Origin of the sequence: Intrasporangium sp. (assembly GCF_032907665.1) — a bacterium.
Lineage (GTDB): Bacteria > Actinomycetota > Actinomycetes > Actinomycetales > Dermatophilaceae > Intrasporangium.
The window spans coordinates 1-12,607 of sequence record NZ_JAJJPG010000002.1; the positions used below are offsets into that span (position 1 = coordinate 1).

A 12,607-nucleotide genomic window follows, 5' to 3' on the forward strand; every position below is an offset into this window, starting at 1 on the left:
AACCGCCACCCCCGCGGTCGGCTCAGCACTCCCCGCAGCGCTCTCCTCGGCGCTCCCCCGACCATCGAACATGTATTCGATCCTAGCTGAACCTCAATGTCGGGGCAAGACATATCCACAGCGAATCACGCTGTCGGACAGGGACTTTCGGAATTCCACCAGGGGAACCGCCACGCACCACAGGGAGCGCGCCCAGCGGCATACGGCTCGCTAGAGGTCCGCGGCAGCGGCTCGCCCGGCCGCGCGCCCGCTGAAGAGACAGCCGCCGAGGAACGTCCCCTCGAGGGAGTTGTAGCCGTGCATGCCACCCCCGCCGAAGCCGGCCACCTCACCCGCGGCATAGACGCCGGGCAGCGGCGCGCCGCCGTCCTGAAGGACGCGGGCCGACAGGTCGGTCTCCAGCCCGCCGAGGGTCTTGCGCGTGAGGATGTTGAGGCGCACGGCGATGAGCGGCCCGGCCTTGGGGTCCAACAGCCGATGCGGGGTCGCCACCCGGATGAGCTTGTCCCCCCGGTAGTTTCGCGCCCCGCGGATCGCGGTCACCTGCGCGTCCTTGGTGAACGAGTTGACCATCTCGTTGTCTCGGGCCCCGATCGTGCGCCGGAGGGACGCCTCGTCGATGAGCTCCTCACCGACGAGGCTGTTCATCTTGCTCACCAGCTCTTCGAGGCGGTCGGCCACGACGAAGTCCTCGCCGTGGCGCTTGAAGGCCTCGACCGGCCCGGGGGCGCCCTTCTTCACGCGGCCGAGCACCTGCCGCACGTCCTTGCCGGTCAGGTCGGGGTTCTGCTCCGATCCGGAGAGGGCGAACTCCTTCTCGATGATCTTCTGGGTCAGCACGAACCACGAGTAGTCGTAGCCCGTCGACAGGATGTGACGGAGCGTCCCGAGGGTGTCGAAGCCCGGGAAGAAGGGCGCCGGCAGACGGTTCCCCCGCGCATCGACCCAGAGCGACGACGGGCCCGGCAGGATACGGATGCCGTGGTTGTCCCAGATCGGGTCCCAGTTGCGCAGGCCCTCGGTGTAGTGCCACATCCGGTCCGGGTTGATGACGCGCCCGCCGGCCTGCTGCGTGATCCCGATCATCCGGCCGTCGACATGAGCCGGCACTCCCGCGACCATCCGTGCCGGTGGGTCACCGAGCCGCTGGGGCCAGGCGCGCCGGACGAGGTCATGGTTGCCGCCGATGCCACCACTCGTGACGATGACGGCCTGGGCCGTCATCTCGAAGTCGCCCACCTCGTCACGGGTGGTCGCCTTGCCGCGCGGCGAGTCGTCCGGCGCGAGGACCCGGCCGCGCACACCGGTCACCGCGCCTGCGCTCACGACGAGCTCGTCCACGCGGTGCCGGAAGGCGAAGGTCACCCGCCCGCGCGCCACCCCCTCGCGCACCCTCCGCTCGAACGGCTCGACGAGGCCCGGGCCGGTGCCCCACGTGATGTGGAAGCGCGGCACCGAGTTGCCGTGCCCGTCCGCGCGGCCGTCGCCACGCTCGGCCCACCCGACGACGGGGAAGAGTCGATGCCCCTGCTGCCGCAGCCACGACCGCTTCTCGCCCGCAGCGAAGTCAAGGTAGGCCTCCGCCCACCGCCGCGGCCAGAGGTCCTCCTCGCGATCGAAGCCGGCGCTGCCCATCCAGTCCTGCGTCGCGAGCGCCAGACTGTCGCGGATGCCCATGCGTCGCTGCTCCGGACTGTCGACGAGGAAGAGACCGCCGAAGCTCCAGAATGCCTGTCCCCCAAGGGACTGCTCGCCCTCCTGGTCCACGAGAACCACGCGCTTCCCCGCGTCCGCGAGCTCGGCGGTGGCGACGAGGCCGGCGAGGCCGGCTCCCACGACGACGACGTCGGTCTCCATCAGGTCAGCTCTCCTTGCCGTATGCCGCTGGGCCCGGTCCCGCGTGCGGGTCACGTTACCGACGGGTCGGGCCCGATGGGGAGAGGGTGCGGCAGGACTCGGGCAGCGCCCGGTCTCCCAGGAAGCCGGGAGGGGACGGACGAGCGAGAGCCGGCTCAGCGGCATACAGGCTGAATCCCCTTCGCCTCCGGCGAATCCGCTGGGGGCAGAGACGCACCATGCTGCCGGTCGTCATGCCGGACGCTGGATGCATGACCACAGAGACCAGAGCTCCAGTGATGCTCGACGACCAGCTCGCCATGCAGCTGCTCGCCGAGCGGATCATCGTCCTCGGGGCTGAGGTGGACGACCCGATCGCCAACCGGATCACCGCCCAGCTCCTCCTGCTGTCCGCGCGGGACCCCCGTGCCGACATCAGCCTCTACATCAACAGCCCGGGTGGGTCGGTGACCGCGGGGCTCGCGATCTACGACACGATGCGCGTGATCCCCAACGACGTGTCCACGCTCGCCGTGGGTTTCGCGGCGTCGATGGGGCAGTTCCTGCTCGGTGCCGGCACGCCGGGCAAGCGCTTCGCCCTGCCGAACGCCCGCATCATGATGCACCAGCCCTCGGCCGGCATCCAGGGGACCGCCGCCGACGTCGAGGTGCAGGCCAACAACCTCAAGGAGATGAAGCGGCGCGTCAACGAGCTCCAGTCGCAGCACACCGGGCAGGCGGTCGCCCAGATCACCGCGGACAGTGAGCGCGACCGGTGGTTCAGCGCCGACGAGGCGAAGTCCTACGGGATCGTCGACCACGTCGTCGCCTCGCTCGACGACGTCAAGCCGGCTCCCGCGACCCGAAGGGTGGGCCTCCGATGAGCAGCTACACCATCCCCTACGTCATCGAGCGCACGCCCGCGGGGGAGCGCAGCTTCGACATCTACAGCCGGCTGCTCCAGGAGCGGATCATCTTCGTCGGCACGGAGATCGACGACGGCGTGGCCAACGTGGTCATGGCACAGCTGCTCCACCTCGCCGACGTCGCCCCGGACCGGGAGCTGTCCCTCTACATCAACAGCCCGGGCGGTTCGTTCACGGCGCTGATGGCGATCTACGACACCATGCAGTTCGTGCCCGCCCCGGTCGCGACCTACTGCCTCGGGCAGGCGGCATCGGCGGCGGCCGTCCTGCTCGCCGCGGGGGAGAAGGGTCGGCGGTTCGCCCTGCGGCACTCGCGAGTGCTCCTCCACCAGCCCTCGGCGGGCGGCCAGGGGACCGTCTCCGACCTCGCGCTCCAGGCGGACGAGCTCCTGCGTGTGCGCTCCCAGGTCGAGGAGGTGCTGAGCCGCCACACGGGACGCAGCATCGCGCAGCTGCGCGAGGACACGGACCGGGACAAGATCCTCACCGCCGAGCAGGCCGTCGACTTCGGGATCGTCGACGACGTCATCGAGCGAGCGGCCGAGGCGCAGCTGGCGTTTTCGCCGTAGGCGAAAGTGGCGCGACGTTCCCACCGTCGCCGTGCGACGCTGGACCGGACGACGAACGGAGACCGTGATGAGCCAACCGACGCAGGCCCCCCCGAGAGTCCGGACCATCCAGCCGCTGCTGCGAGAGGTCTACGGCAGGTTGCTGAGGCGCCTGCGGCAGCGGCAGGGCCGCACGCTCGCCGAGGTCGCTGCGGAGGCGGGCATCTCGATGGCCTACCTGTCGGAGGTCGAGCGCGGCCTCAAGGAGCCGTCCTCGGAGATCCTCGCGGCCGTCTGTGGCGCCCTCGACGCGACCCTCGTCGGGCTCGTCGGCGCGGCACACGAGGAGCTGCGCGAGCTCGCCGAGCAGGCCGCTGCCGAGGCCCGGGTGCTCGACCTCGCCTCGCACCGGATCAGGCACACGCGGCGGGTCGACACTGCCTCCACGAGGGTCGGCCCGACGGCTCGGGACGGCGCCCTGCTCCTCGCGGCCTGAGCCGGGCCCAGCATCGGGGCCCGGCGCCTGGGCCCCCGGCGCCTCGGCCCGCGGCGCCTGGGTCCGCCTGCCGTCGGCGTGGGGCCTCGCTGGTGCGGGTGTGATGGTCGGCCGCGCCGATTAATCATGTTGACGGCGTTCACACCGGTTCTAGGCTGTGTCAGTGGGTGCGCGTAGCGTCTGCTGCCCACCTCCACACACAGGGAAGAGCCACATGACCATCACCACCCGTGCCCGACCGACCCGCGAGCGGTTCAGCGGTCCGGCGATCGAGGCCGAGCACCTCGTCAAACGATTCGACGACGTCACCGCAGTCGACGACGTCAGCTTCTCCGTGCCCCAGGGCTCCGTCCTCGGGCTCCTCGGCCCCAACGGCGCCGGCAAGACGACGACCGTCCGCATGATGACCACCCTGAGCAAGCCCACGAGCGGGACGGCCCGAGTCGCGGGCCACGACGTCATTGCCAACCCCGATGCCGTCCGTCACTCGATGGGCCTGACCGGCCAGGCCGCGAGCGTCGACGAGTTCCTCACCGGCCGCGAGAACATCCACCTCATGGGCTCGCTCTACGGCCTGTCGAGTCGAGACATCAAGCACCTGTCGGGCGAGCTCCTCGAGCGATTCTCCCTGGCCGACGCGGGCGACAAGGTCGTCAAGGAGTACTCCGGCGGCATGCGCCGCCGGCTCGACCTCGCCGTCTCGCTCATCGCCGCGCCCCACGTCCTCTTCCTCGACGAGCCGACGACGGGCCTGGACCCGCGCAGCCGCGTCGAGCTCTGGGACGTGCTGCGCGAGCTCGTGGCCGACGGGACCACCCTGCTCCTCACCACGCAGTACCTCGAGGAGGCCGACCAGCTCGCCGACCGGATCGTGGTCATCGACCACGGCCGGATCATCGCCGAGGGCACGGCGCTCGAGCTCAAGGACCAGTCCGGCAAGGCCTCGCTCGTCGTCACCGTGTCACGGGCGGAGCAGCTCGAGACGGCCCGTGGACTGCTCGCCTCCCACGTGAGGGAGGTGCACGTCGACGTCGGCGCCAGGCAGCTCACCGCTCCTGCCGAGGGGCTCGCCGACATGACCCGCATCGCGAGCGTCTTCGACGGCTCCGAGATCGACCTCGACGACCTGGGCCTCAAGCGGCCCAGCCTCGACGACGTCTTCCTGCACCTCACCGGTCACCGGGCCGAGACAGCGGGACCGAAGCCCGAAGGCTCCACCAATGACACCACCCGGGAAGGGGGAGCCTCCGATGAGTGACACCACAGTGCGCGTCGAGGCTGCGATCGACCACGAGGCCGCGCGGCCCACGATCGAGCCGCCGGGCCTCGGCAAGCAGGTCACCACGCATGTCTGGCGCAACATCAAGCACATCCGGCGGATGCCGGAGATGCTCGCCGACGTGACGTTCCAGCCGATCATGTTCGTCGTGCTGTTCGCCTACGTCTTCGGTGGCTCCATCGCCACTGCGAGCGAGTCCGGCTACCGGGAGTGGATGCTGCCGGGCATCATGGCGCAGACCATGGCGTTCTCCTGCTTCATCGTCGCCATCGGCCTGACCAACGACCTCAACAAGGGGATCATGGACCGTTTCCGGTCCCTGCCGATCTCGAGGGCCTCCGTGCTCATCGGACGGAGCATCTCCAGCCTGATCCACTCCAGCATCGGCACAGTCGTCATGGCGGTCACCGGGCTCGTCATCGGCTGGCGCATCCGGTCCGGCTTCCTCGACGCCGTGCTGGGCTTCGCGCTGCTGCTTCTCTTCGGCTTCGCGATGATCTGGATCGGCATCCTCGCCGGCTCGGCCCTCCGGACGGCGGAGGCGGTGCAGGGAGTGATGTTCACGGCGATCTTCCCGCTCACCTTCCTCGCAAACACGTTCGCCCCGCCCGAGCGCATGGTTCCCTTCCTGCGCACGATCGCCGAGTGGAACCCGATCTCCTCGCTCGTCCAGGCCATGCGGGAGCTCTGGGGCAACGCGCCACCACCGGCCGCCGATGCTGCCCTCCCGCTGCACCACCCGGTGCTCTCGACGGTGATCTGGGCCATCGCGCTGACGCTCGTCCTCGCCCCGCTGTCGATCCGGGCGTTCAACAAGCGCACGACCGACTGACGCGCCGCCCGACGACGCTCCGCCGCCACCGGCAACACGCCCGGCAGTCGCACGCTCACCCCGGAAATTGCAGGGTGAGTTCGTGACTGCCGGGCGTGTTGGCGGCCGGGGTCGGCTAGCGGCTGAGCTTCTGGAACGCGCGGACCGCGAGCGGAAGCGTCAGGACCGTGACGACCACCGGCCACAGCACCGCCAACAGTCCGGCGTGGTCCGACAACCAGGTGGCCTCGACGCCGCCGGTGGTCGCCGCTCCGGGGTTGCCATACGTCTCACGCAACGCCGTCGCGGTCCACGAGAGCGGGTTCCACTGGGCGATCGTGCCGAGCCAGGACGGCATCAGCTGGGGCGACGCGAAGGCGTTGGACAGCATCGTCAGCGGGTAGAGCAGCCCGAAGAGTCCGTTGGCCATCTCGGGGCTCGACGCCTTGAGCCCGAGAACGAGGCCGAGCCACATCATGGCGAGGCGCAGGAGCAGGAGCAGGCCGAAGCCGGCGGCGAAGCCGGCCAGTCCACTGTGCCACCGCCAGCCGACGAGCAGCCCACAGCCGATCATGATGAGCAGGCTGATCGCGCTGAACAGCATGCTCGCGATCACCCGACCGAGGACGACCGCTGACGGTGCGATCGGCATCGACCGGAAGCGGTCCATGACGCCCTTGCTGTTGTCGGCCTGCACAGCCGCGACGGTCTCGCCGAGTCCGAACGCCATCGCCTGGACGAACATCCCCGGCATGAGGAACTCCTGGTAGCTGCCGCCGCCCGCCACCTGCATCGAGCCGCCCAGGACGTAGGCGAAGATGAGCACGAAGATGATGGGAAAGACGAGGCCCCACACGATCAGCTGGGGCTCCCGGACCCATTGGGCGACGTCCCGTCCGGCGATGAGCCACCCGTCGCGCAGTGCCCAACGGGCGCGCGTCGTCACCGGGGTGATCGCGGTCATGCGACCACCTCCCGAGCGTCGGTCGGGTCGCTCTCGGCGGCCGCGGTGTCAGCCGAGTGCCCGGTGAGGGTGAGGAACACGTCGTCCAGCGTGGGTCGGCGCAGGGCCAGGTCATCGATCCGTATGCCGCTGTCCCCGAGCTCGGCGAGCACCGCCGAGACCGCGCCCACCCGGTCGGACACCGGGGCGCTGACCTGCTTCAGGTCCACGTCGACCTGGGGCGCCTCGTCGGCCCATCGTGCGATGGCAGCCCGAGCGCGGTCGAGGTCTGCGGGGTCGACGACGGTGACCTCGAGCCGGTCGCCGCCGACGCGCCGTTTCAGCTCGTCCGGCCGACCCTCCGCAATGACGCGGCCATGGTCCATCACCGAGATACCGGCCGCGAGCTGGTCGGCCTCGTCGAGGTACTGCGTCGTCAGCAGGACGGTCGTGCCGTCGGCGACGAGCTGTCGAATCGCGGCCCACACCTCGCCCCGGTTGCGCGGGTCGAGGCCGGTCGTCGGCTCGTCGAGGAAGAGCACCTCCGGGCGGAAGAGCAGGGTGACCGCCAGGTCGAGGCGGCGGCGCATCCCCCCGGAGTACTTCTTCACCGGCTTGCCGGCCGCCTCGACGAGCCCGAAGCGCTCGAGCAGCTCGTCGGCTCTGGCCGCTGCGTCGCGCCTGCCCAGTCGCCCGAGCCTCCCGAAGAGGACGAGGTTCTGTCGGCCGCCGAGGATCTCGTCGACGGCAGCGGTCTGTCCGGACAGTCCGATGCGCCGCCGCACGCCCTGCGGATCGGCTCGCACGTCGACACCGGCGACCCTCGCCTCACCCTCCTGCAGGGCAAGCAAGGTCGCCAGTGTGCGGACGGCGGTGGTCTTGCCGGCTCCGTTGGGTCCGAGCAGTCCCCACACGACCCCGCGGGGCACGCGCAGGTCGAAGCCGTCCAGAGCGCGCTCCCGGCCGTACGTCTTGACGAGTCCTCGCGCGAGAATCGCGTCATCAGGTCCTGGCCCACCGAGTGCCATGTCAGTCCCCTCTGGTAACTTTACGGTGTAAAGCATTGCTGGGACAGATTAAAGTACGCCGTAAGGAGTTGGCAAGCCGTGGTCATCTACGTGGGCCAGGGAGACCCCGAGAAGTCCATGCGCCTGTTGTGGACCGGCTCGGTGGAGCCGGAGAACCCGCAGGTCAGACGCGGTCCCAAGGCCGGCCTGACCGCAGGGAGCATCGTCGCTGCGGCGATCGCGCTCGCCGACGAGGGCGGCATCGACGCCGTGTCGATGCGCGCGGTGGGCCAGCGGCTCGGCAAGACGCCCATGGCGCTCTACACGTACGTGCCCAGCAAGGCCGAGCTCATCGACCTCATGTGGGACACCGCGCTCGGCGAGCTGCCGGACGACTACGACACCGGCGAGGGGTGGCGCCCGGCCCTGCGCCGCTGGGCCCACGACCTGCGCGCATTCCTGCTCCGGCACCCGTGGATCCTCGACGTCTCCGGAGCACGAGTCGGCATGGGTCCCAACGAGACCCGCAACCAGGAGACGTCCGCGAGGATCCTCGCCGGACTCGGGCTCCCGGGCGCAGCCCTCATGTCCTGCATCTGGTCTGTCGGCAGCTTCGTGCACGGCAACGCCCGACCGATGGCGGAGACCCGGCAGGCCGAGGTGGTCACCGGGGTCGGCGAGACGGAGTGGTGGCTGGCCCGCTCGCGGATGCTCGAGGAGGTTGCGCCCGACTACGCCGAGCGTTTCCCCGTGCTCACCCGGATGGCGGCAGAGGGAGCCTTCGACCAGGTCGACCTCGAGGGGTCCTACCTCGAGGCAGAGTACGACACCGTGTTCGAGTTCGGCCTGGAGCGGATGCTCGACGGGCTCGAGCGGTTCATCGACGCACACTCCACCCGCGAGGGCTGACGCGAGGCACGGACCCTGGAAGGACCCGGGCAAGCGAGACCGAGCCCAGCGGCATACGGGAAAGTGGCGTGTCGTCCCCTCAGGTGTTCACCCGACGCGCGAGCGGAGCCACTCGATGTCGGCGGCCTGCCCGGCCGTCCCGCCCGGTGTCTCGCAGACCACCGGTGCTCCCGCCGCACGGATGACCTCGGCGAGCGCGTCGCCGTCGATGTGCCCGGATCCGAGGTTGGTGTGCCGGTCGGCGCCGGAGTCGAAGGCGTCACGTGAGTCGTTGGCGTGCACGAGGTCGATCCGACCGGTGATGGCGCGGACCTGGTCGACGACGCTGCCGAGGTCGTTGCCTCCCGCGTGGGCGTGGCAGGTGTCGAGGCAGAAGCCCACCGCGTCGCCACCGCTCGCCGCGCCGATCGCGTCCCACAGGCGCGCGATCGCCTCCAGTCGGCGGGCCATGGCGTTGTCCCCGCCCGCGGTGTTCTCGATGAGGAGGGGGACCGGCATGTCGAGACCGTCGATGCACTTGCGCCAGTTGTCGAACCCCACGGCAGCGTCCTCCTCGACGCCGAGGTGGCCTCCGTGGACGATGACGCCCTTGGCGCCGATCTCAGCCGCCGCGAGGAGGTGCTGCTGGAGCAGCTTGCGGCCGGGGATCCGGATCCGGTTGTTGAGGCTCGCGACGTTGATCGGGTAGGGAGCGTGGACGTAGAGGTCGACTCCGGCCGCGGCCGCCTCCGCCTTCAGGGCGCTCGCGCCCCCGGGGTAGCGCACGACCGGGCCCTTGTAGCTCTGGGGGTCACCGAGGAAGATCTGCGAGATGGACGCGCCGCGCGCCCGCGCCTCCGCGATGGGGTCCTCCTGGTCGACGTGGGCACCGATGTGAAGAGGCATGCGACCAGCCTACGGGCGACCGGCGACGGGCTCCGGGGACAGGGCTCCGCGGCCCGCGACGTCTCACCTCCTGTCAAAATGGTTGACAACGCTTCCATAACATGAGTGCCCTGAGTTGCGTCACCTGCCGCTCCCGGTGAAAGTGTGTCCCCAACCCCCAGATATCCCCGGGGTTTCACAAGGAGGAGCCGATGAAGGTTCGCAGGTCCGTGAATATCGCGGTCGCAACCGCAATGACGATGATGGTGGTGGCAGCGTGCAGCAGCAGCGAGACACCGAGTCCTGGCGCGACGGGTGGTGGTGGAGAAGCGACGGGTCAGCAGGGCGGTGATCTTCGGATCTATGCCTCTGAGCCGGCGTTCCTGCTCCCGACCGCTGGAGACGACGAGCCCTCGATTCTCGTCATCCGCCAGCTCTACCGCGGTCTGGTCAAGTACAACGCGGAGTCCGGCAAGGAGGAGATGGACCTCGCCGAGTCGATCGAGTCGAGCGACCAGAAGAACTGGACCATCAAGATCAAGCCTGGCTACACGTTCGAGAACGGCGAGCCGGTCAACGCCGACGCGTTCATCCGTGCGTGGAACTACGCGGCGTACTCGCCGAACGCCCAGAACAACGCCTACTTCATGTCGCGGATCGCGGGCATCGACGAGATGACGTCCGAGGACCCGGACGGCGATGGGCCCAAGGAGGCCCCCGAGCCGGCCGCCCAGGAGCTCTCCGGCCTCAAGAAGGTCAGCGACAACGAGTTCACCGTCGAGCTCAAGGAGCCGTTCGCCGCCTTCCCGGTGACGCTCGGCTACTCGGGCTTCTTCCCGATGGCGGACGCGTGCATCCAGGACACGAAGGCGTGCAACGAGAAGCCAATCGGCAACGGGCCCTACAAGATGGAGGGCACGTGGGAGCACAACGTCGGCATCAAGCTGGTCCGTAGCGACACGTGGGCCGGCGACAAGAACGACGCGATGGCCGACAGCCTGTCCTACAAGATCTACGCCGACGTCGACGCCGGCTACGCCGCCTACCAGGCGGGCGAGATCGACGTGATGTACACCATCCCGCCGGCTCGCTACAAGGAGGCCAAGGCCCAGTACGGCGACCTGCTGTACGAGGCACCGGGTGACTCGTTCACCTACGTCGGCCTGCCGCTCTACCGCGACGAGTTCAAGGACAAGCGCATCCGCCAGGCCCTGTCGCTCGCGCTGGACCGGCAGCCGATCATCGACGCGGTCTTCGACGGCCGCTTCACGGCCGCCACGGGTTTCGTGGCCCCGACCTTCGAGGGCTTCCGTCCCGACGTCTGCAAGTACTGCAAGCAGGACGTCGAGAAGGCCAAGCAGCTGCTCGACGAGGCCGGTGGCTACGACGGCAAGCTGACGCTCTGGGCCAACGCCGGTGCGGGTCACGAGCAGTGGCTCCAGGCCGTCGGTGACCAGATCAAGGCCGCGCTCGGCATCGACTACGAGATCCGCGTGAACCTCCAGTTCCCGGAGTACCTCGCCACGGCCGACGCCAACAAGTTCACCGGTCCGTTCCGCCTCGGCTGGGGCCCGGACTACCCCGTCATCGAGACCTACCTCAAGCCGCTCTACGGCACGGGTGGCTCGAGCAACAACTCCGGGTACGCCAACCCGGAGTTCGACAAGCTGATCAGTGAGGGTGACTCGGCGGCCGACACGGCCGGCGCCATCGCCAAGTACCAGGCTGCCGAGGACCTCCTCGGCGAGGACATGCCGGTCATTCCGATGTGGTTCAGCAAGGTTGCGGCTCTCTACAGCGAGAACGTCGACCAGTTCGTCTGGAACAAGATCTCCGACGCTGAGTACGGGAAGATCACGCTCAAGCAGCAGTGACGGCCCGACCCAGCTGACACCAGTTCCAGGCTTGGTGGCGGCGGCGACCCGGAGCAGGGTCGTCGCCGCCACCGGCACGTCGATAGGAGACCCCGACCGTGGGGAGATACGTCATCCGGCGGGTGCTTCAGTTCATCCCGACCGTGCTCGGCACGATGTTTCTGCTGCACTACATCACGTCACTCGGCATCCAGCTGACCGGCAACCCGGTGCGTGCGCTGTTCGGCGACCGCACGCCGACACCCGCCATGCTCGCGGCGCTCTCGGAGCGCCTCAACATGAACGACCCCTGCCTCACGCAGACCGGAAACCCCTGCTTCGGCCTCTTCGCCGAGCGCATCGGCAACATCGCCCAGTGGGACTTCGGCATCAGCCTCGTGGGGCAGCGTGAGGTCACCGACATCATTGCCAACGCCCTGCCCTACACCGTCCGCCTCGCAGTGATCGGCTTCCTCTTCGAGGCGATCGTCGGGGTCGTCGCCGGTGTCCTCGCCGGCCTTCGCAGCGGCGGTTTCGTCGACTACTTCGTCAAGATCTCGACGACGCTCATCATCGCGGTGCCGATCTTCGTGCTCGGCATCGTCATCCGGGAGTTCGTCGGAGTGAAGTTCGGCAACACCCTGCGCTCCGATCCGAGCTTCCCCGAGATCATCTCGAGAGGCATCTTCTCGGCCGGCTACAAGCCGGACTACCCGTGGGCCAGCCTCGTCATTCCGGGACTCGTGCTCGGTGCGACCAGCCTCGCGGTCACCGCCCGCCTGACGAGGACGAGCATGATGGAGAACGTGCGCGCGGACTATGTTCGCACGGCACGGGCCAAGGGCCTGATGCAACGGCGCATCGTGGGGGTGCACACCCTGCGCAACTCACTCATCCCGGTCGTCACCTCCCTCGGCGTCGACCTGGGCGTCCTCATGGGTGGCGCCGTCGTCACCGAGACCATCTTCAACGTGCCCGGCATCGGGCGCGTCGCCGCGCAGAGTGCCCGAACGGGAGACGCCAGTGTGGTCATCGGCATCGTGACCCTCGCTGCCCTGATCTTCCTGGTCGCCAACCTTCTGGTCGACATCCTCTACGCGGTCCTCGACCCACGCATCCGATACGAGTGAGCGGG

Annotated in this window: 12 protein-coding genes; 8 read left to right on the plus strand and 4 right to left on the minus strand. The window is 69.1% G+C overall.

From position 1 onward, the window contains the following. Positions 1-210: 210 nt before the first annotated feature. Positions 211-1,857 (minus strand): FAD-binding dehydrogenase, encoded by a 1,647-nt coding sequence (locus tag LOY02_RS00410; RefSeq protein WP_317180333.1) that lies wholly within the window; start codon positions 1,855-1,857, stop codon positions 211-213. 251 nt (positions 1,858-2,108) lie between these two features. Between LOY02_RS00410 and LOY02_RS00415 the strand changes: the two genes are divergently transcribed. The 5 genes from LOY02_RS00415 (at position 2,109) to LOY02_RS00435 (ending at position 5,917) form a co-directional block, all read left to right on the plus strand. Beyond that, positions 2,109-2,720, plus strand: coding sequence for an ATP-dependent Clp protease proteolytic subunit (locus LOY02_RS00415; RefSeq protein WP_317180334.1), 612 nt, complete (start codon positions 2,109-2,111; stop codon positions 2,718-2,720). Then, positions 2,717-3,331 (plus strand): ATP-dependent Clp protease proteolytic subunit, encoded by a 615-nt coding sequence (locus tag LOY02_RS00420; RefSeq protein WP_317180335.1) that lies wholly within the window; start codon positions 2,717-2,719, stop codon positions 3,329-3,331. The genes LOY02_RS00415 and LOY02_RS00420 overlap by 4 nt, the downstream gene beginning before the upstream one ends. Before the next feature lie 67 nt (positions 3,332-3,398). Then, a complete protein-coding gene (locus LOY02_RS00425) occupies positions 3,399-3,806 on the plus strand; it encodes a helix-turn-helix transcriptional regulator (RefSeq protein WP_317180336.1) in 408 nt (135 codons plus the stop codon). Positions 3,807-4,020: 214 nt separating this feature from the next. Next, a complete protein-coding gene (locus LOY02_RS00430; RefSeq protein ID WP_317180337.1) occupies positions 4,021-5,064 on the plus strand; it encodes an ATP-binding cassette domain-containing protein in 1,044 nt (347 codons plus the stop codon). Next, positions 5,057-5,917, plus strand: a complete 861-nt coding sequence (locus LOY02_RS00435; RefSeq protein ID WP_317180338.1) for an ABC transporter permease — start codon at positions 5,057-5,059, stop codon at positions 5,915-5,917. The genes LOY02_RS00430 and LOY02_RS00435 overlap by 8 nt, the downstream gene beginning before the upstream one ends. 115 nt (positions 5,918-6,032) lie before the next feature. On the opposite strand, the gene LOY02_RS00440 is transcribed toward LOY02_RS00435, so the two are convergent. Together LOY02_RS00440 and LOY02_RS00445 are read right to left on the minus strand one after the other, a co-directional pair. Next, positions 6,033-6,860, minus strand: coding sequence for an ABC transporter permease (locus tag LOY02_RS00440; protein ID WP_317180339.1), 828 nt, complete (start codon positions 6,858-6,860; stop codon positions 6,033-6,035). Then, a complete protein-coding gene (locus LOY02_RS00445) occupies positions 6,857-7,867 on the minus strand; it encodes an ATP-binding cassette domain-containing protein (RefSeq protein WP_317180340.1) in 1,011 nt (336 codons plus the stop codon). Before LOY02_RS00445 ends, LOY02_RS00440 begins: the two co-directional genes overlap by 4 nt. Positions 7,868-7,945: 78 nt before the next feature. Here LOY02_RS00445 and LOY02_RS00450 point away from each other — a divergent pair, with 78 nt between their 5' ends. Further along, positions 7,946-8,755, plus strand: a complete 810-nt coding sequence (locus LOY02_RS00450) for a TetR/AcrR family transcriptional regulator (RefSeq protein ID WP_317180341.1) — start codon at positions 7,946-7,948, stop codon at positions 8,753-8,755. A gap of 87 nt (positions 8,756-8,842) precedes the next feature. Here LOY02_RS00450 and LOY02_RS00455 read toward each other — a convergent pair whose 3' ends face one another. After that, on the minus strand, positions 8,843-9,640 hold the full coding sequence (locus tag LOY02_RS00455; RefSeq protein WP_317180342.1) for a deoxyribonuclease IV: 798 nt from the start codon (positions 9,638-9,640) through the stop codon (positions 8,843-8,845). A gap of 191 nt (positions 9,641-9,831) precedes the next feature. On the opposite strand from LOY02_RS00455, the gene LOY02_RS00460 reads away from it, so the two are divergent. Together LOY02_RS00460 and LOY02_RS00465 are read left to right on the plus strand one after the other, a co-directional pair. Beyond that, positions 9,832-11,493: an ABC transporter substrate-binding protein gene (locus LOY02_RS00460; RefSeq protein ID WP_317180343.1), complete on the plus strand. Its 1,662-nt coding sequence runs from the start codon at positions 9,832-9,834 to the stop codon at positions 11,491-11,493. A gap of 122 nt (positions 11,494-11,615) precedes the next feature. Next, complete coding sequence (locus LOY02_RS00465; protein ID WP_317180344.1) at positions 11,616-12,602, plus strand: ABC transporter permease; 987 nt, start codon at positions 11,616-11,618, stop codon at positions 12,600-12,602. Positions 12,603-12,607: the final 5 nt, after the last annotated feature.